The following is a 19,308-nucleotide window of genomic DNA, read 5'->3' on the forward strand; positions in this document are numbered from 1 at the left end:
ACGGATGTATCTCACAATTCCTTGATCAGCTTATAAATTTTTTTCTTGGCCTCAAAATCATGAATATTACAGATGACCATGATTTCATCAGCTCTCGGCAATTGACGGAGTGCTCCCTTCACATCAACCGTATTGCCGATTATACAACGTCTGCGGTTCGCGTGAATAATCGCCCGCTCTTTCTCGCTGTAGATCTTCTCGGCTACTTCTGCTGAGGTCGGCACGGTGGTATCCCGTCCAAGAGTGACATTTAACAGCCAGTGGTCCAGTATTTTTGCATGCTGCTCTGCCTCTGCCCTCGTCTCACAGCAGATGATGAAAAGGCAGATAATTGCATGCGGCTTCTGCAGGACAGCTGATGGTTGAAACTCATCATAATAGGTGGTCAGGGCCTCGTCCACATGCTTCGGATTGATAAAGGCACCGAAGACAAAGCCGATACCTAATTTCGCTGCCCGCCTCGCCCCGTTCACCGTGAGTCCCAGTGTATAGACCGGTGGCTGATGACTGATCCGTGGACCGGCCTTCACACTGCGGAAACGATGGTCTTTAGGTAAGCTGTTATGCATGAAACCGATCAAATCCGTCAGCATTCTTGTATAGTCACTGTGTTTACTGTCAGCCCCATCAGTCAGGGCGAGACGCGTCAGCTCCGTGCCACCCGGCGAGTTGCCGACACCTAAGTTGACACGGCCCGGAAACATCGCCTCTATCAATTGTATTCTTTCAGCGATATTATACGGGCTATACTGCGGCAGGAGGATGCCGCCTGAACCCACTACAATTGACCCAGTGACGCTCAGAAGTCTCGTCATCATAATATCCGGGCTGTTGCTGATCAGACCTCTCGTATGGTGATGCTCCGCCACAAAGTAGCGCTTATAGCCCAGCTGCTCTGTCCATTTGACGAGCTCTATGGATTTCTCAAGTGCTTCCTCCGGACTGTCACCACGTGATAGAGGCACCTGATCCAGGACGCTGAATTCCATTATCTCTCGCCCCAGTACTGATAATACGTACACTCCAGATAGCCATTGAAAAGTTTACGTCGCTTAGTCGCTTTCTTACCGACCAGGACCTCGAATTCTTTGTAGCTGGTCATAATATAGAGCGACCATTTAGGATTCGCTTTTATCAGATCACCTAAATAGGTGTACATCGCTTCCACTTCACCGCGTTCACCGATCCGTTCACCGTAAGGCGGGTTACCGACGATAGCACCTTTCTCGGCATGCAGGGTCAGGTCATGGACATTCATCTGCTTGAACTTGATCAGCTCCCCGAAGCCGACTTCAGTCGCATTGTTCTTTGCGATCTGAATCATCTCAGGGTCGATATCGCTCGCTGTGATATCAATCTCTTTGTCGTAGAGCGCCTCGTTGTCTGCTTTGATGCGTTCTTCCTCATACATCTCTTCAGGAATGATGTCCCATTCCTCACTGGCAAACTCACGGTTGAAGCCCGGCGCAATATTCTGTGCGATCATCGCCGCTTCAATCGCTATGGTACCAGAACCGCAGAAAGGGTCAATAAAAGGCGTATCCCCTGTCCAGTTTGATAATCTGACCAGTGCTGCAGCCAGCGTCTCCTTCATCGGGGCAGCCCCTTGAGCGAGACGATATCCTCGTTTATGCAGACCCGCACCCGATGTGTCGATCGTCAGCAGGACTTCATCTTTCAGGATAGCAACCTCCACTTTATAGAGCGCCCCGCTCTCATCAATCCATCCTTTGATATCATATGCTTTCTTCAGACGTTCGACGATTGCTTTCTTGACGATGGCCTGACAGTCCGGCACACTGAACAGCTTGGATTTCAGACTTTTGCCTGACACCGGGAATGATCCCTGCGGCCCGATAATATCCTCCCATGGCAGTGCTTTCGTCTGTTCGAAGAGCTGATCGAACGTCGTTGCGTAAAATCTGCCGACCACAATCTTGACACGGTCTGCTGTTCTGAGCCAGAGGTTAGAACGTACAATTGCCCGGGCATCCCCTTCATAAAGAACACGTCCGTTTTCAGTTGTTGTTTCATAGCCAAGCTCATTGACCTCTTTCGCGACGACTGCTTCCAGCCCCATCGGTGAAGTAGCTAATAGTTGATACATAACAATCTCCTTTATTTTAAGTTTACATAATCATATTATTTTAAATTTATAAATTAAAATATCTCCATTTAATTCTACCATAAGCCATAAAAAAAGCCCTCCTTCACAGGAGGACTGCACTAGAAAGATATCTCTGTAAGCCATGTTCTGTTCCTTAGTACTGCAATCGAGTCTAGTTACTCTCGTACGCCGGTGATAATCATCTGTCTGTAGATTACTCTACCTCTTCTATACGTTCATTTCCGCTAGAAAAGTGCTCCTACCAAATTTGGATTGCTCACTCGAGGGGTTTACCGCGTTCCACCTTCTCCGTTTCCGGACAAGCTACGTCACTGTGGCACTTTCAAATTACTCGGGCCATATCCAGAGGACTTAGGCCGTTTCACTGCCGTCAAATAAATGCCCTGGCTTATTGTTTCACCAGGCACGATCACTACAGCCATCTCAGGCATGTGTGAGCATGGACTTTCCTCTATATTGCTATAGCGATTATCCGAGATATCTTTTAACTTAATGCATTATATCACAATTAGGCCGGCAAGACTACTTACCAAAGACCGCTTTTTCAAGATTTGAGATTCTTTTCAGCAGATCGTAGTTCTGGGAGCCGGAATCGCCTCTGCCTGTCGCGACCCGTATCCTTAAATCTTCTATCTCTTTTTTCAGCTTCTTATTTTCATCTGTCAGCTTCAGCAGCTGATGATTCATGTCCTCCATCTTCTGATAGTCGGATATGATATCATCCAGAAAACCGTCGACATCTTCAGGCTTGAACCCCCGCACCATCGTCCGTTCAAATTCTTTCTCGTAAATATCTTTTGCCGAGTACTTCAGCGTCATATCTTCCATCCTGTCATCCTTCCCATTTTTCGCTTTGATATTCATTGATAAAGACAGAGAGATCGTCCATAGAAATGATATCCATATTATAGTCACTCTCATTACTAAAATCAATCAGCTGCCGTTTGAAGTATTTCGGGCTGCCCTCATGCTCCTCATCATAGAAGAGCAGTGTTCCTTCAGTATTCTCCAGTATGAACTGTGTCGCTTCCCTGAACATATAGCCGCCCGCATAGGCCTGCTGATAAACAGACGTCACAAAATCGGCCTGACTGATGATCCGGTCATAGTAGAGCTGGTTCTCTTCATTCCATTTTGCTGTGTGCTCGAGAAAAGGTGTGATGACCGCCAGTTTCAGCTGATAGTTCTTCTTCAGCCTGATCGCCACTTCCCCTGCCCAGAGCTCTGTGCCGAGCATGCCGCTGATAATGACCCATTCCAGCCCCTCTTCGGCATATTGTCTGATGCGTTCCTGGAGATAGAGCTTAATAAATCTCACTTCAGGCTGATTGTTCTTGAATATCTGAAGTTCAAAAGGCTTATAGCCTGTCACATAAAGGGATTTCATAGTTTGCGCTCTAAATAGTGAAGATCATGCTGCACGGCCTTAAACTTATCCAGGAAGACTTTTTTACTTGTCTTATCAAAAAAGCAGTCAACCGACAGCTCCCTCAGATGCAGAACGAGCAGCTGCAGTTTCAGCTCATTCATTAACGGCAGCTTCAGAATAGCCTCCTTAATGTCATCAAGCTGAGCTAGATGCCGGTCCACACGCTCTGTGAACGGCTGGATATCCAGAACGAAATTATATTCCTTGCCATTTTTAGCGGCATTGAAAAATGTTTCTATCTTTACTAAATCCTCATTCAGTGGTTTAATATAATCTTGCAATTCAGGGCACGTCCCTTCAGAAATATGGTAAAATTAGCTGTAATCCCATCATACTAAAAAATCAGGAAGTTACAAAATGGTAAATTATCCGAACGGAAAAAAACATCCGTCTAAAGACTTAGTTACAACAGGACGTGAAAAGCGTAAGATAAACTATGGCAGGCGCGGCATGGTTTTCGAGGAGGCCATCGATGCCTCCAATCAATACTATCTGACTGAACATCTGGCAGTGATTCATAAGCGTCCGACGCCTGTGCAGATTGTTAAAGTGGATTATCCGAAACGTAGTAAAGCCGTGATCACTGAAGCCTACTTCAAGACACCTTCTACTACCGATTATAATGGTATCTATAAAGGAAAGTATCTGGACTTTGAAGCAAAGGAAACACAGAATAAGACCAGCTTCCCGCTCGTCAACATTCACGCCCATCAAGTCGAGCATATGCGGGCGGTAATCGAACAGGGGGGAATCTGCTTTCTGCTGATTCATTTCGCCGTCTTAAATGAAGTCTACCTGCTGCCTTTCGTCCCCTTCTATCACTACTGGCAACGGATGATAGCGGGCGGACGCAAATCAATGACATTAACAGAAATCCGAAACGATGGTATATTAGTACCAAACGGTTTCAGGCCGAGACTTGACTATCTCGCCGCTTTACCTTTATCAGATGAGAGTGAGGAAAAATAATGGCAACAACTAAATCCAAGAAACGCAACGTAAAGAAAACAATCCTTCAGATTCTCGGAGGACTTGTCATTGCTTTCGCCGCTGTAATGGTACTCGCTATCGGCCTGTTCCTTTATTACGCGTGGAAAGCACCTTCATTTAATGAGGCAAACTTACGTGATCAGTTACCCACCAAAATCTATGACAAGAACAACCAGCTCGCCACTGTGCTCTATATGGGGCAGCGCAGAGAAGAGGTTAAATTTGCCGACATACCGGACCAGATGAGAAATGCTGTCCTTGCGACAGAGGATAACCGTTTCTATGAACACGGTGCAATTGACTTCAAACGTCTGACAGGTGCCGTCCTCAAAAATATCACAGGCGGCTTCGGCTCACAGGGTGCCTCCACTTTAACCCAGCAGGTCGTGAAACGTTCATTCCTGACCGATAAGAAATCAATTGAACGGAAAGCGCAGGAAGCCTATCTGTCCTACAGATTAGAGCAGGAATACGACAAGAACCAGATCTTCGAGATGTACATGAATAAAATCTATTATTCAGACGGTATTTATGGTGTTAAAACAGCAGCCAAATATTACTTCAACAAAGACCTGAAAGACCTGACGCTTGCTGAGTCTGCTTATCTGGCAGGACTGCCGCAGATCCCTAATATGTATAATATTTACGATCACCCCGAGGCAGCTGAAAAACGGAAAGACACCGTCCTCTATCTGATGAACCGTCATAACCGCATCACACAGGAACAGATGAAAGAGGCGCAGGCACAGGATCTGCATGCCAATCTGGTTCCCCGTACCGCGGCTGAGCGTCAGAACATCGATCAGAATGATCCGGTCTACGCATCCTATGTCAACATCATCAAGCAGGAAATTAAAAGCAACAAGGAATTTAAAGGTCAATCACTCAGTGATATCCTGACCAGCGGCTTAAGCATCTACACCAATATGGATGCCAATGTCCAGAAAACCCTGCAGAACAATGTAGACAACCTGGCCGTCTACAAAAATAAAGACCAGCAGGCTGCCGCTACTATCCTGGATACCAAAACGGGTGGACTGGTTGCCATTTCTGGCGGCCGCGGCTATCAGGACGTTGTCGACCGTAACCTGGCAACTGATCCCCATGCAGTAGGTTCAATCATTAAGCCTATCCTTGATTACGGCCCAGTGATCGAAGGTCTGAAATATCCGACGAGCACTCAGATACAGGATGAAAGCGTGCTGGATATCAACGGCAGCGAATTCCGTAACTATGATACGCTCAGTCACGGTAATGTGACCATGCGTGAAGCACTGAGAAAAAGTTACAACATTCCAGCGCTGAAAATGTTCCAGACTTCGCAGTCTCAGCTCGGCTACGATGCTCCTGCCAACTTTGCAAAAAAAGTGAACTTAAACTATGACAATCCGGAGCTCGGCCCTGCTGAAGCACTCGGTGGCGGCGCTTCAGAATTCTCAACGACACAAATGGCTGCAGCCTTCTCTGCCTTCGGTAACAATGGCGTCTACAACGAGGCACATGCGATTCGCAAAGTCGTGACACAAGATGACCAGACCATCACATTCAGTCATACGACCAGAAAAGCGATGGAAGATTATACCGCTTACATGATCACCGATATCCTGAAAGATGTCTTTACAGCAGACGGTACTGCTCCTGGTATGGCCCCTGCTGGCGTCAACTTCGCCGGCAAAACAGGGACAGCGACTTACGGCGATGAAGTTTATCAGAAATATAATCTGCCGAGCTCTGCGGCAAAAGATGTCTGGATATCCGGTTATTCACCGCAGTACACGATGACCGTCTGGATGGGCTTCACTAAGATTGCACAATACGGCGAGAACTCATTCGTAGGACATGTGGAACAGGCATTACCACAATCACTCTTTAAAGCTGTAATGACAGAAGTCAGTCCGATAGATGGTCAGGACTTCCAGAAACCTGATTCAGTGACCGAAATCGGCAATGAACTTCAAGTCAACGACGGCGAAACAACTAAACAGATCACTTCTTCAGAAGTCAAAACAGAAGCTGCAGGTACCCCGGTGCCTGCAGCCTCTGTTACAGATACGCCTAATATACCGGTCACAACAGACCTGCCGGCCACTGAACGAGTAACGACAGAAGTCATGACGACTGAGAAACCGACGACCGAACAGCCGACGACTGAACCACCGACCACTGAGAAACCGGCAACTGAAAAGGTGACGACAGAAAAGGTGACAACAGAAAAAGTGACGACCGAACCACCGACGACCGCTGCACCGGCAACTCCGGTACCGACGACAGAAGCGACGCGTTCAGCAGCACCTGTCACAGAAGCACCTAAAGAGAAAGCCTCATAAAAAAGAGCCTATCATTCGATAGGCTCTTTTTTAGCTTTTCTGTTATCTCTTATCTTCTTGATGGCGGCCAGCTTCTTGATCTCGGGCCGCATCGTCTTCATCTGCTGATAACGCATAAAATGAAAACTATTCGCTGAAATAAAGTCAATCCGTTCTGCAGCATTGAGCGGTTTATAGGCCAGCTGTTCGATTTGAGTGACATCGACAGGCTGCTCATTGACCTCAAATAAATACGTGATCAGCGCCTCTTTGTACTGCTCCAGTAAGACTAACCCTCTGTCACTCTGCATCGCTTTGTCATCCGCCAGTGCGTCAAGCTGTTCTTCAAGCGACTCAAAAAATGCCTCATTCATCACCGACTATCACCTTCTTTCTTTTCTTCCCTTCACGGCAGTCACTCAGCAGCGGACATACGTTACATTTCGGATTTTTGGCGGTACAGTGATAGCGGCCAAAGAAAATAAGCTGATGATGCGTTTTTGTCCAGCGTTCCCTCGGCACTTGACGACACAGGGTCGTTTCCACTTCTGTGACATTATCCTTCCAGCGGCAGATTCCAAGCCTTTTAGAAACGCGTTCAACGTGGGTATCAACTGCCAGAGCCGGTACGCCGAATGCCACAGAGACGACGACATTCGCCGTCTTCCGGCCGACGCCTGGCAGCTTGACAAGCTGAGCATGCTCTTTTGGCACCTGCCCGTCATATTCATCCAGCAGGATGCGGCAGAGCGCCTGAATGTTCTTGGCCTTGTTGCGATAAAGACCGATCGAACGGATATCTGTCATCAGTTCTTCCAGGGGCACATTCAGATAATCCGCCGGCGTATGATATTTTTCAAAAAGTGACGCTGTTACTCTGTTGACTGTCGCATCTGTACACTGCGCTGACAGCAGGACAGCGATGGTCAAGTCGAATGGATTGCGGTAATTCAGCTCGCACTCGGCATCCGGATACATGTCAGCGATGACATCAAGAAGCTCGAGTGTCTTCTTTTTACTTAGCATATGGATTCTCTCCGTTCACCCAGTCAAACACCGGAAAGTTTTCAATCGTTTTGGTCATTTTGCGGCCGGTCTTGAAATCGTTGCTGACCGTCTTGGAATCATCAATCGTCTTGACATTCCGCTTCTGCCAGTTCAGCAGGATACGGTCGATATACTTAAAGCTGAGCTTATCATGCGATACCGCTTCATCGAGCGCAGCCTGAATGATATCCAGCGAATGATGGTCACTATCCAGCCAGTGATTGAGTGTCTGCATCTCTATAGGCGTCAGCGGCCTGCTGAACGCGACTTCAAAGCGTTCGAAGAGGGTATTGAAACTCAGCTCATGGCTGACTGTCTGCACCTGATAACGGGCTTGCAGCTGACGGTCCAGCGGTTCAAGTGAAATGATTTCACTGTACTGCTGATGGCTGTGGTCGACATGTATCGCAATCAGGTCCTTCTGGATCAGCCCTTGAATCTGCGCAGCCACCTGCTCTGTCATTAAGGACATCTCATCTGCCAGTTCCTTGAATCCAGGCATCTCCTTGCCGTCAAACTGCATCAGCTTAAGCAGCACGACCAGCTCTGTTTCATTGATATTTAAGTGCCGGTAATCCTTCAACAGAATATGCGGCACTGCTAGATGTTGATTGATAAGCATACTCTCACCTACAAGAAAACGCTAACGATTGTTAGCGTTGTGATTTTTATGGATAAAGTCTGTTCAGAAGACGTGGGAACGGACTTGTTTCTCTGACATGTTCAACACCAGATATCCAGGCTACTGTTCTTTCCAGACCGAGACCGAAACCTGAATGCGGCACACTGCCGTATTTCCGGAGATCCGTATAGTATGAATAAGCCGCCGGATCAAGATGATGTTCTTTCAGACGGGCTTCCAGAAGTTCAAGATCGTTGATACGCTCTGAACCTCCGATGATTTCACCGTAGCCTTCCGGTGCGATCAAGTCTGCACATTTCACGGTACCTTCTTCTTCCGGATTCGGTTCCATGTAGAACGGCTTGATTTGAGTCGGATAGTTGACGATAAAGACTGGCAGGTCAAAATGATTGGCGATCGCTGTCTCATGCGGCGCACCGAAATCATCGCCCCATTCAATATCATCGAAGTTCATTTCCTTAAGCATCTTGATTGCATCGGTATAAGTGATACGCGGGAACGGCGCCTTCACTTTCTCCAGCTTTTCCGTATCACGGCCGAGAAGCTTAAGATCAAGCTGACAGTTCTTCAGGACGGACTGAACGATATAGCTGACGTAGTCTTCCTGTACTTTCAGGCTGTCTTCATGCTCATAGAAGGCCATTTCCGGCTCAATCATCCAGAACTCAATTAAGTGACGGCGCGTTTTTGACTTCTCAGCACGGAACGTCGGGCCGAATGAGAAGACTTTGCCGTGTGCCATCGCTGCCGCTTCCATATACAGCTGACCACTCTGTGAGAGGAAGGCATCTTCATCGAAGTACTTCGTATGGAAGAGTTCACTTGTCCCTTCAGGCGCACTGCCTGTCAGAATAGGCGGGTCAATCTTAGTGAAGCCTTCATTGTTGAAGAACTCATAAGTCGCACGGATGATTTCATTTCTGATCTTCATGACGGCATGCTGACGTTTTGAACGCAGCCACAGGTGACGGTGGTCCATCAGGAAGTCTGTACCATGGGCTTTCGGTGTAATCGGATAATCCACTGCCTCGTGGATGATTTCAAGATCCGTCACTTCCATCTCATAGCCGAAGTCAGAGCGGTCATCTTCCTTGATGACACCTGTAATATAGAGGGAAGTCTCCTGAGTCATGCCTTTTGCCACTTTAAAGAGTTCTTCACCGATATCTTCTTTCACCACAACTGCCTGCATAAATCCTGTGCCATCGCGCAACTGCAGGAATGCAATTTTACCGCTGGAACGTTTGTTTAAAATCCAGGCACCAATCGTGACTGTCTGACCGACAAAATCGGCCGACTGATTAATAGTAATTTTATCTGCCATGTCTATTTCTCCATTCTTTCTTCTACAAATTGTTTGATACGTTTGATCGCTTCTGTCATCGACTCGAGATCGGTTGCGTATGACAGACGGATGTTATCAGGTGAACCGAAACTAGAGCCCGGAACCACCGCTACCAGTGAGGTTTCCAGCAGTTCTTCAACAAACTGGTCCGCATTGTCGAGTCCGCAGAGACGAACCGTCTCTTTGACGTTCGGATACAGATAGAATGCGCCTTTAGGCTTGATACATTCAATCCCAGGAATCTCCATCAGCTGAGGATAGATGGCGTCAAGACGTGACTTGAACGTCTTGTTCATCTCCCGCAGGAACGTCTGGTCCCCCTCGTAGGCTTCAATCGCCGCCCACTGTGAAGGCGTCGTCGGATTACTTGTTGAATGACTCGCAAGATCCGTCATCGCTTTGATCAGCTGCCCGTCGCCTGCCGCATAGCCGATCCGCCAGCCTGTCATGGAATGACTTTTCGATACACCGTTGATGATGACCGTCAGCTTCTTGATGTCCTCTCCCAGTGCGGCGATGCTGATATGTTCGCCGTCATAGACAAGCGTCTCATAGATTTCATCTGAGACGACGATGATCTGATGCTGCACTGCCCAGTCAGCGACCGCCTGCAATTCTTCCCTGGAGTAGATGGCACCTGTCGGATTGCTTGGTGTGTTCAGAATAATGGCCTTCGTCTTATCCGATAACACGCTGTCAAGCTGATCAGCTGTCACCTTGAACTCTGTCGATTCATCTGTTGTGACATAAACGGGTTCACCGCCTGCCAGTTTGACCTGTTCAGGGTAGCTGACCCAGAAAGGGATTGGAATTATCACTTCATCGCCTTCATCAAGAATCGATTGGAATAAGTTATAAAGTGCATGCTTCGCGCCTGAGGCCACCATTATTTCGTTCAGCTCATAGCGCAGACCTTCATCGCGCTCCAGTTTCTGCTGGATGGCTTCTTTCAGCTTCGGCAGTCCTCCGGCCGGCGTATATTTTGTCTTGCCCTCTTCAACAGCCTTGAATGCAGCCTGAATGATGTTTTCAGGTGTATTAAAATCGGGTTCACCTGCTGCAAGTCCGATGACCGCCTGACCCGCCGCTTTCAGTTCATTTGCCTTAGCGGTAATCGCCAGTGTAGAAGATGGCGTCAGTTTCTGTACTCGTTGAGATAATTCCATTTCAACAGCTCCTTAATGATGATACTTTCAGTTTACCAAAGAAGCACACTCAGGTTAAATCATTTCTTGTCTGCCGCTTCTTTTTTAGTCACTAAAGATAGAAAATCTGTGACATCTCCTCTAGTGACGTCGTACTTCGCCAGCACGCTATCAAAGATGTGATGATAACTGGCTTCAACGATTCGCTTATCCATACAAAGAATGATACCCCGGTCTTCCTCACGCCGAATCAGACGTCCCGCTGCCTGTCTGATCTTCGTTGCTGCATAGGGCAGCTGATAGTCATTGAAACTATCCGCAAGTTCATCTTTCATCAGTAGAATCCGTCTGTCGCTCGGATGAATGAAAGGCAGCGTGACAATCATCACACACTTAAAGGCATCGGACTGATAATCCATCCCCTCATAAAAGGCCTGAGTCCCGAGGAGGACGGCACTGTCCAGCTGATTGAACTGAAGCAGCAGTTTGTGCGCATTGGACTGCGGGGTCTGGACGAGCAGTGTGGTCTCCAGCACGTCCTTCAGATAACTCTCCACTTCGCTGATCATCTGATAATTGTTGAATAAAACAAGCATCTTTTTATGTTCTGTCGCAAAATAGGACGAAATATACAGTGACAGCTGCTCGATATAAGCCTCGTGGTCCTGATAGTGAAATTCCGGCATATCATGCGGTATAAAGAACGTCACCTTGTCCTGACGCGCGACTGGCGCAAACAATGTGATATTGTCCTGATGCATATCAAGCAGCGGATTCAGATGTCTGAGCGACTGATTTAACATCAGGGAACCTGATAACAAGGTCAGGGAATCGAAATGGCTGAACAGCTGGGTACTGAAAATATCACCGAGCTTTTTATCCTTAATGAACAAAGTGGCGGCGGTATAATTGCGGCCGGGCTGAACGAAGACGAGCTTCCCTCCTGTCAGCGCAGTCGTAATCTGCTGATAAATCTGATGGACGAAATTGACTTCTCTGTTCACCATGCGATTGAGATCCAGCTGATCCGTCATTGCTTTGAAGGCCATTATCTTATGCAGCAGCTGCGGCAGCACTGCTGACGTCCTGAGTCTGACGAACGGGCTGCTGGAGTCAAGCGCAATCTCCTGAAAGAACTGGTCGTTCAGCTGCTCGACTTCCTGGATGACCGCCTTCAGCTCAAAATGCGAGACGGCCAGCTCATCCAGACTTCTTTTCGACTGGTTCAGCTGCTGATAGGCGCTGAAGACAAGACCCTCTTCTTTAGCCAGCTGAGACAGGTGGTATTTCACGGCCTGGTAGCTCCAGGACACATACGTATGTTCCAGCGCGACTTCCTGCAGCTGATGGCCTTCATCGATAATCAGATGACTGAACTGGCCCGGGAACCCTTCCTTACCTGAATGCAACAGATGGGCATGATTCGTCACACCCAGCACTGGGACGTTGATTTTACGGACATCCTGATAAAGATAAGTGTCTTGTCTGCCTTTATAGAGGGTGCGCATCAAATCCAGATAAATCTTGCGTCCACCGTTTATGTTCAACTGACTGATATCTCCGGACTGGCCGGCCAGCAGAAAAACAAGTAACTGCATCTTCAGCAAGAGAATATCGTGGTTTTCCTTCGTGTCATCAAGCAGGAACTTAACGAACTCAACTGAAATATAGTTGCGCTTACTTTTCAGCAGGATAAGTGGAACCGGCTGTCCCAGTGCCTTTTCAATCAGTACAGCATCTGACTGAATCAATTGCTGCTGAAGCGCTTTAGTGGCAGTCGTCAGCAATATATTCTCCCCGTGCTGCGCCAGATAATAAGTGGCGGCGGTCAGATAGGCGAGGGATTTACCGCTGCCGACTTCCGCCTCAATCAACTGCATATTATCGGTCAGCATCGTCTCATAGATCAGCTCCGTCAAATACAGCTGCTCCTGCCGGAAATGCAGCTCATTCACTTCTATGATACGTCTGTAAAATGCCTCGAGAGATTCATCTATCGTGACTTTCTGCGCATCTATCGTCGTCAAGTGATAGGCCAGCCCTTTTAAGACAGGAAAATGACTGACTGTCTGATGACGCTCAATCAGTGGAAAGAGCAGTTTGTCGATATCATTCCTCATCTTTTTGGCCAGATGATAAATCTGAATCAGCGTCTCTTTCGGAAATGCGGCCAGCTTGGCAAGCGCGAGCTGCATGATCTCAGCCGTTGCCTGTGCGTCTGCTATAGCACTATGCGCATCATCCAGCTGAATATCAAGTGTCTGCGCCAGCGCACTTAACTGATAACTTTCAGCATCAGGATAGACAATCTTGAAAAGGTCGACTGTATCGATACAGTGCCGCGGCTGAAAGTGGATGCCCGCCTTATCAAAGAGCCCCGTCAGAAAATTAAGATCGAAATGAATATTATGTGCGACAAATACTTTATCCTGCAAAAGCGCCAGTACATCCGGCATGATCTCCCTGAATGTAGGGGCCTGACTGACCATGTCATCCGTAATACCGGTCAGTGACTCAATAAACGGAGGAATCGGCTGGTCGGTATAGACATAGCTGTCATAACGGTCGATGATCGTCCTGTCGTCCATGATGACGATACCAATCTGGATGATATCATCAACCGCCATATTATTACCTGTCGTCTCTATATCGACTACTGCGTACTGCATATCTTCCCTCCTAAATTTCTATATCCGCACTCATAAAGTGATGCAGCGTGCCCTTTTCATCCTGTACAACTAAACGGCCATCATCCAGGATTTCGACAGCGACGCCCTCCACTACAGTCGTCCCTTCCGTATACCGCAGTTTTCGCTGCCAGATGTTTGAATACTGCCCATACTCATCTTTGATATCCTTGAAATCAAGTACCAGGAACTGCCTGAAGGCTGCTTCTATTTCAATAAGCAGCTCTTCCAGAAACTGATAGCGGTTGACTGGATGACCTGTTGCAGCTTTCAGACTGGTCGCTTTCACTGCAAGGTCCTGCTGAAAATCTGACACCTCATGATTCAGATTGATGCCGATTCCGCAGATGATATTCTGGATCAGTGCAGCCTCACCGCTGATTTCCGTGAGGAAGCCGCAGCACTTCCGGTCATCGATATAAATGTCATTCGGCCACTTGATTTTCGCCTCAGCGCCACTCATACGGCGGATCGTCTTGGCGATTGCGAGAGACAGAAAAAGATTGAACGACATCATTTTCTGGAGCGGCACATCTCTTCTGAAAACAGCTGTCATCCACAGCCCTTTTGTCCCTTGCGAATCCCAGCTGCGGTTAAAACGGCCCCTTCCTGCTGTCTGCACTTCACTGATGACAATGAATGGCTCATCTATCTCTAGCAGTTTCTCCTTCGCGACCAGCTGAGTGGACGTCACTTCCTTATAGACGAAACGTCTCTTAAAATAAGAAGACTGCTTGATGATCAGTGCCATCATATCCTGGTCCCACTCCTCCGGAAATCCGGTGAGCTGGTAGCCTTTATTCTGCACGGAATGCACTCGGAATCCCTGCTGCTTTAACAGCTCAATGGTTTTCCAGACAGCTGTGCGACTGATGGCCAGACGTTCAGCAATCGTCTGACCTGATAGATAGGTCGAGCGGTTATGATAGAGCAGCTCGAGAATGTCACCTTTATATTTCGCCATGTTCATCCACCCATTTCATTATCGCATCAGGCTGATTCTTCAGCTGACCCGTAATAATCGCATCCTCCATCTCAGCAAGCATCACCTTCAGCCAGCTGCCCCCTTCTCTTTTAAGATGTGTCATCACATCACGACCGTTCACTGCTATATCCTGTCTGCTATGTATTCTGCGTGCCTGACGGTACGCTTTTGCATCTGATTGATCCCCCACGAGCTTCTGGCAGGCCTCTATTGTGGCCAGAGGGTAATGATAGACCAATCGCTCCATCGTGAATTCCTCCTGCTGCTCAAGTTGCTGCAGTATGGCCACTGTCTGCTTGATGGTCCGGTAGCTGTCATTGGATAACTTCAGGCTCCGCATACCGTCCATGTCTGCCAACCCTTTAAAGATATGGAATGCGATATAGACTTCAAGTGACATGGGTGCTTCAAGCAGCAGCACTTCCTGCCACTCCCGGAAATACGGCAGGTAGTTGACAATGCCACTTACCGTCAGGGTGTTTATACCCCTTGATGGTTGCAGGCCATGCAATAATTTCTGCAGCTCTACTATGATACGTTCTACTGCCACATATTCAATCAGAGGCGCACATGTCTTCATCGCCTCAAGCGTCTGCGATTCAATCGTGAAGTCCAGGACGCTCTGAAAACGGGCTGCCCGTATCATCCGTAGGGCATCTTCACTAAAACGTCTCTCTGCATCGCCCACGGCACGAATCAGCCGCTGCTCTAAATCATTCTGCCCTCCGGTATAATCGATGACTGACATGCTGTGATCCAGCGCCATCGCATTCACTGTAAAGTCACGCCTTAGCAGATCCTCTTTCAGATCACTGACGAATATAACGGAATCCGGCCGCCTATGGTCCTCGTAGTCGCCGTCTATGCGAAAGGTCGTCACTTCAAATGTCCCGTTCAGTATGACCATCACCGTACCATGCTCTTTGCCGATCGGCACTGTCCGCTCAAATAATGCCTCCACTTCGTCCGGTAATGCGCTTGTCGTGATATCCACGTCACTGATCGGCAGCTCGAGCAGATGATTGCGCACAGCTCCCCCTACAATATAAGCCTCGTACCCTGCACGTTGCAGCTGATCCAGGACTGGGAGAGCGGACTTAAGCTTGTCCATCGATAAGCTCCTTGTAGAGCATTTCGTACTGTGAAGTGATAGCTGCCGAAGAAAAACGGACAGCGATATCTTCAAGCATATTCTGCTGCAGCTGCGCATAATAGGCGTCATCTGTCAGCAGTCTGACAGCATAGGCTGCAGCCTGCACTGAATCCCCCACATCTACTAAAAGGCCTGTCTCCTCATGTCTGATGACTTCACCGATCCCCCCTGCTCTTGTACCGATACAGACGACGCCGCAGTTCATGGCTTCCAGTAATACCAGACCGAAGCTTTCTTTTTCAGACATCAGCAGGAAGAGGTCTGACATCTGATAAAAGCTTGCGACTTGCTCCTGTTTGCCGACAAACATGACATCTTCATCGATGCCGAGCTTATGCGCCAGACTTCGCATTTTGGATAGCTCGGGCCCGTCACCAATGAGCAGCAGCTTGACTTTCAGTGATTCTCGTACTTGCTTGAAAGTGGCGAGAATATCCTGAATTCTCTTCACTTTTCTGAAGTTGGAGACGTGCGAGATCACTTTATAGTCCTTCGGTATGCCATACATCTCCTTAAGTGCCGAAGAATCGACCCTTGTAAAATCTTTTTCATTGATGAAGTTATAGACCGTTCTGATTTCTTTATTCGGTGCGATAAGCGACATGGTGTCCGCTGTCAGGGCATCGCTGACACTCGTGACGATATCACTTTCTTCTATACCGAAACGAATGGCACTTCTCAGCGTAGAATCATAGCCGAGAACGGTGATATCGGTCCCGTGCAGAGTGGTGACGATTTTGACATCTTTCCGCGCAATCTGGCGTCCTAGAATCCCGCAGATGGCATGAGGGACTGCGTAATGCATGTGCAGGACATCCAGGTCGTATGCATTGATGACTTCTGCTATTTTAGTCGCCAGCGTGATATCATACGGCGGATACTGAAAGACCGCATATTGATTCACATCAACTTGGTGAATCGTAATATTCGGCCGTTGGAACTGTATTCTGAACGGTGTATTTGATGTGATGAAATGCACATCATGTCCCCGCTCAGCCATCTGTATGCCGAGCTCTGTCGCTATAATACCTGAGCCGCCCATCGTCGGGTAGCAAGTAATCCCTATTTTCATGAAAGTCCTCCGTTCTCATAATAAGAAATAACAGCCAGTGCTGTCCCTTCGTTCGTTGCAAGCGGCACATCATAGACGTCTGATAAACGTAAAAGTGCGGAGACATCCGGTTCGTGCGGCTGAGCAGTGAGCGGGTCTCTGAAGAAGAAGATGGCATCCACCTCTTTATTGGCGACAAGCGCCCCTATCTCCTGGTCACCGCCAAGCGGCCCTGACTTAAAGCGATGGACGGTAAGGCCCGTCGCTGTTGACACCCGTAGTCCGGTAGTGCCTGTTGCGTAGAGTGTATGTTTACTGAACTCGTCCAGATGCTCCTGAATGAATCTGACGAGTGCCTCTTTTTTCTGGTCATGTGCGATAATAGCAAATTTCATAAGGTCACTTCCTTTCGAAACGATTGAAATCCCGTGCTTCATATTTCTCCATCGTCGTAGCAAAGCTTGCTGTCAGATCAATGCCCATGGAATTAGCCAGACAGATCAGCACAAATAAATTGTCAGCCAGTTCAAGCCCGATTTCTTTCTGCTGCTCACTTAACTTTTTCTGCTTCGGCCCGTAGACATGATTGATTTCACGCGCCAGTTCACCGACTTCTTCAGTGAGACGGACCATATTTTCCATCGGCGTGAAATAGCCGGCTTTAAAGCCGCTGATGTAATCATCCACTTGCTGCTGCATCTCTTTTAATGTTTTCATGGTACCTCCTATTGCGTCCTGACTTTCTTTCATTATATGATGGATAAAAGGGGTGTAACAATTTGAATATAAAATTAAAAGTGATGAATATCATCTTGATATTGATCGGTAGCATTATCTTCAGTTTTGGAATTATCAACTTTAATATGGCCTATCATCTGACAGAAGGCGGCTTCACCGGCATTGCTCTCATATTATATCATTTATTCGGGATCAGCCCTGCTCTAATGAATCTGATTTTCAACATTCCGCTCTTTATCATCGGTTACAGGTTTCTCGGAAGAACTTCTTTTCTGTATACGCTGATCGGCTCGCTTAGCTCCAGTTTCTTTCTCTATCTCTTTGAGAGATTCCCGTTCAATTTTTCGCTGGCAGAACAGGATCTGTTTCTGGTCGCATTGCTCGGCGGTGTCCTCATCGGTCTCGGTCTCGGTATCATCCTGAGAGCGGGGGGAACGACAGGCGGTGTAGATATCATCGCCCGGGTGATGAAGAAGGAGTTCAACTGGCCGATGGGACAGGTGATATTTATCTTTGACTGCATGGTGCTCATCATCACCTATCTTGCACTAGGTGATATCAGAATCACGCTCTACACTTTAATCTGCGTCGGTGTCGGCGGCAAGATTATCGATATCGTCCAGGATGCCGGCTATACAGCACGGGGCGCCCTCATTATCTCCGAAGAATTCAATCAGATCGGAGACGCCATCAACACCGTGCTGGAACGCGGCGTGACGCGAATCTCTGCACATGGCCAGTATTCGAATATAGAGCGGCCGATGCTGTACTGCGTCGTGCCTAAAAATGAAATCTCCAGACTGCGGCAGCTGATTCATGCCATCGATCCTCATGCCTTTATCTCCATGCTGGAAGTGCATGAAGTGCATGGTGAAGGATTTACGCTCGATGAAAACAAGCAGCTGATCCAGAACCACTAAAAAAAGTTCTATCCATACAGGATAGAACTTTTTTATTTAGTCACTGCTTCTTGCGAGCATGAACATTCTCAGGAATTCTGCGACTGCGATTGCTGTAGCAGCGACGTAAGTCATCGCAGCAGCTGACAGCACAGACTTCGCATGACGATATTCCTGTGTGTCCACCATCTGCAGTTTCTCTATCTGATTCATTGCACGGCGAGAAGCATCAAATTCGACCGGCAGTGTGACGATAGAAAAGAGGACAGCGAAGAACATGAAGAAGACCCCAGCCCAGATGGCTAAAGTACCGAGACTGCTGCCAGATGATGAAATGCCTGTCAGGACAGCACCTATCATGATCAGCAGATAGCTGAATGATGTCCCTAAGTTCGCAAGCGGCAGCAGACTGGAACGCACTTTCAGGAAGTTATATCCTGTCGCGTGCTGAATAGCATGTCCGACTTCGTGAGCCGCAATAGCTGTTGCTGCCACACTCGGCTGACGGAAGTTAGAAGGACTTAATACCACCCGTTTTGTCCGTGGATCGTAATGGTCTGACAGAAAGCCTTGTCCTTCCAGCACTTCCACATCATGAATACCATTCGCCGCGAGAATTTCTTCTGCGACCTGTTTACCTGATTTCCCTGAAGTCGATCTGACTTTAGAATATTTGTTGTATGTCGATTTGACCTTATGCTGAAAATACATAGGAATCAACATGATAATCACGAAATAAATAATATAGCTCATTGATTTCCT

Annotated in this window: 20 protein-coding genes and 1 other RNA gene; 3 read left to right on the forward strand and 18 right to left on the reverse strand. The window is 47.8% G+C overall.

The window, feature by feature from the left end:
- Window positions 1-11: 11 nt before the first annotated feature.
- The 6 genes from QSV55_RS05910 to QSV55_RS05935 all read right to left on the reverse strand — a co-directional run bounded on the left by QSV55_RS05910 (window position 12) and on the right by QSV55_RS05935 (window position 3,838).
- The gene (locus QSV55_RS05910) at window positions 12-989 is read right to left on the reverse strand and encodes an LLM class flavin-dependent oxidoreductase (RefSeq protein ID WP_289649488.1); all 978 of its coding nucleotides are present in this window, start codon (window positions 987-989) and stop codon (window positions 12-14) included.
- Window positions 989-2,107 carry a THUMP domain-containing class I SAM-dependent RNA methyltransferase gene (locus QSV55_RS05915; RefSeq protein WP_289649489.1) on the reverse strand — a complete coding sequence of 373 codons (1,119 nt, stop codon included), beginning with the start codon at window positions 2,105-2,107 and terminating at the stop codon, window positions 989-991. The genes QSV55_RS05910 and QSV55_RS05915 overlap by 1 nt, the downstream gene beginning before the upstream one ends.
- Window positions 2,108-2,238: 131 nt before the next feature.
- Window positions 2,239-2,608: RNase P RNA component class B (rnpB, locus tag QSV55_RS05920), an RNA gene on the reverse strand.
- Window positions 2,609-2,650: 42 nt separating this feature from the next.
- Window positions 2,651-2,956 carry a DivIVA domain-containing protein gene (locus tag QSV55_RS05925; protein WP_289649490.1) on the reverse strand — a complete coding sequence of 102 codons (306 nt, stop codon included), beginning with the start codon at window positions 2,954-2,956 and terminating at the stop codon, window positions 2,651-2,653.
- Between the two features lie 4 nt (window positions 2,957-2,960).
- Entirely contained in the window at window positions 2,961-3,515 is a 555-nt protein-coding gene (locus tag QSV55_RS05930; RefSeq protein ID WP_289649491.1) for an SLOG family protein, read from the reverse strand.
- Window positions 3,512-3,838, reverse strand: a complete 327-nt coding sequence (locus QSV55_RS05935) for a DUF1798 family protein (protein ID WP_165983664.1) — start codon at window positions 3,836-3,838, stop codon at window positions 3,512-3,514. The genes QSV55_RS05930 and QSV55_RS05935 overlap by 4 nt, the downstream gene beginning before the upstream one ends.
- 76 nt (window positions 3,839-3,914) lie before the next feature.
- Between QSV55_RS05935 and recU the strand changes: the two genes are divergently transcribed.
- Window positions 3,915-4,526, forward strand: coding sequence for a Holliday junction resolvase RecU (gene recU / locus QSV55_RS05940; RefSeq protein ID WP_289649493.1), 612 nt, complete (start codon window positions 3,915-3,917; stop codon window positions 4,524-4,526).
- Window positions 4,526-6,874 (forward strand): transglycosylase domain-containing protein, encoded by a 2,349-nt coding sequence (locus QSV55_RS05945; RefSeq protein ID WP_289649494.1) that lies wholly within the window; start codon window positions 4,526-4,528, stop codon window positions 6,872-6,874. Before recU ends, QSV55_RS05945 begins: the two co-directional genes overlap by 1 nt.
- Before the next feature lie 11 nt (window positions 6,875-6,885).
- Here the strand turns inward: QSV55_RS05945 and QSV55_RS05950 are convergent, their stop codons facing one another.
- The 11 genes from QSV55_RS05950 to QSV55_RS06000 are packed head-to-tail and all read right to left on the reverse strand — an operon-like array spanning window position 6,886 to window position 17,626.
- Entirely contained in the window at window positions 6,886-7,227 is a 342-nt protein-coding gene (locus QSV55_RS05950; RefSeq protein WP_289649495.1) for a YpoC family protein, read from the reverse strand.
- Window positions 7,220-7,879, reverse strand: coding sequence for an endonuclease III (gene nth, locus QSV55_RS05955; RefSeq protein ID WP_289649496.1), 660 nt, complete (start codon window positions 7,877-7,879; stop codon window positions 7,220-7,222). Before nth ends, QSV55_RS05950 begins: the two co-directional genes overlap by 8 nt.
- A complete protein-coding gene (locus QSV55_RS05960) occupies window positions 7,869-8,522 on the reverse strand; it encodes a DnaD domain-containing protein (protein WP_289649497.1) in 654 nt (217 codons plus the stop codon). Before QSV55_RS05960 ends, nth begins: the two co-directional genes overlap by 11 nt.
- 46 nt (window positions 8,523-8,568) lie before the next feature.
- Window positions 8,569-9,867, reverse strand: coding sequence for an asparagine--tRNA ligase (gene asnS, locus QSV55_RS05965; protein WP_289649498.1), 1,299 nt, complete (start codon window positions 9,865-9,867; stop codon window positions 8,569-8,571).
- Window positions 9,868-9,869: 2 nt separating this feature from the next.
- Window positions 9,870-11,054, reverse strand: coding sequence for a pyridoxal phosphate-dependent aminotransferase (locus tag QSV55_RS05970; RefSeq protein WP_289649499.1), 1,185 nt, complete (start codon window positions 11,052-11,054; stop codon window positions 9,870-9,872).
- Between the two features lie 59 nt (window positions 11,055-11,113).
- Complete coding sequence (locus QSV55_RS05975; protein WP_289649500.1) at window positions 11,114-13,702, reverse strand: helicase C-terminal domain-containing protein; 2,589 nt, start codon at window positions 13,700-13,702, stop codon at window positions 11,114-11,116.
- A 10-nt stretch (window positions 13,703-13,712) separates the two neighbouring features.
- A complete protein-coding gene (locus QSV55_RS05980) occupies window positions 13,713-14,684 on the reverse strand; it encodes a biotin--[acetyl-CoA-carboxylase] ligase (protein ID WP_289649501.1) in 972 nt (323 codons plus the stop codon).
- Window positions 14,671-15,816, reverse strand: coding sequence for a CCA tRNA nucleotidyltransferase (locus QSV55_RS05985; RefSeq protein ID WP_289649502.1), 1,146 nt, complete (start codon window positions 15,814-15,816; stop codon window positions 14,671-14,673). The genes QSV55_RS05980 and QSV55_RS05985 overlap by 14 nt, the downstream gene beginning before the upstream one ends.
- Entirely contained in the window at window positions 15,803-16,930 is a 1,128-nt protein-coding gene (gene bshA, locus QSV55_RS05990) for an N-acetyl-alpha-D-glucosaminyl L-malate synthase BshA (protein WP_289649503.1), read from the reverse strand. The genes QSV55_RS05985 and bshA overlap by 14 nt, the downstream gene beginning before the upstream one ends.
- Window positions 16,927-17,304 carry a methylglyoxal synthase gene (gene mgsA / locus QSV55_RS05995; RefSeq protein ID WP_289649504.1) on the reverse strand — a complete coding sequence of 126 codons (378 nt, stop codon included), beginning with the start codon at window positions 17,302-17,304 and terminating at the stop codon, window positions 16,927-16,929. Before mgsA ends, bshA begins: the two co-directional genes overlap by 4 nt.
- Before the next feature lie 4 nt (window positions 17,305-17,308).
- Window positions 17,309-17,626 (reverse strand): nucleotide pyrophosphohydrolase, encoded by a 318-nt coding sequence (locus tag QSV55_RS06000; RefSeq protein ID WP_289649505.1) that lies wholly within the window; start codon window positions 17,624-17,626, stop codon window positions 17,309-17,311.
- 62 nt (window positions 17,627-17,688) lie between these two features.
- Between QSV55_RS06000 and QSV55_RS06005 the strand changes: the two genes are divergently transcribed.
- Window positions 17,689-18,567: a YitT family protein gene (locus QSV55_RS06005; RefSeq protein ID WP_208001491.1), complete on the forward strand. Its 879-nt coding sequence runs from the start codon at window positions 17,689-17,691 to the stop codon at window positions 18,565-18,567.
- 36 nt (window positions 18,568-18,603) lie between these two features.
- Here QSV55_RS06005 and QSV55_RS06010 read toward each other — a convergent pair whose 3' ends face one another.
- Window positions 18,604-19,299, reverse strand: a complete 696-nt coding sequence (locus QSV55_RS06010; protein WP_289649506.1) for a zinc metallopeptidase — start codon at window positions 19,297-19,299, stop codon at window positions 18,604-18,606.
- Window positions 19,300-19,308 lie beyond the last annotated feature (9 nt).

Origin of the sequence: Macrococcus bovicus (assembly GCF_030376725.1) — a bacterium.
Taxonomy (GTDB): domain Bacteria; phylum Bacillota; class Bacilli; order Staphylococcales; family Staphylococcaceae; genus Macrococcus; species Macrococcus bovicus.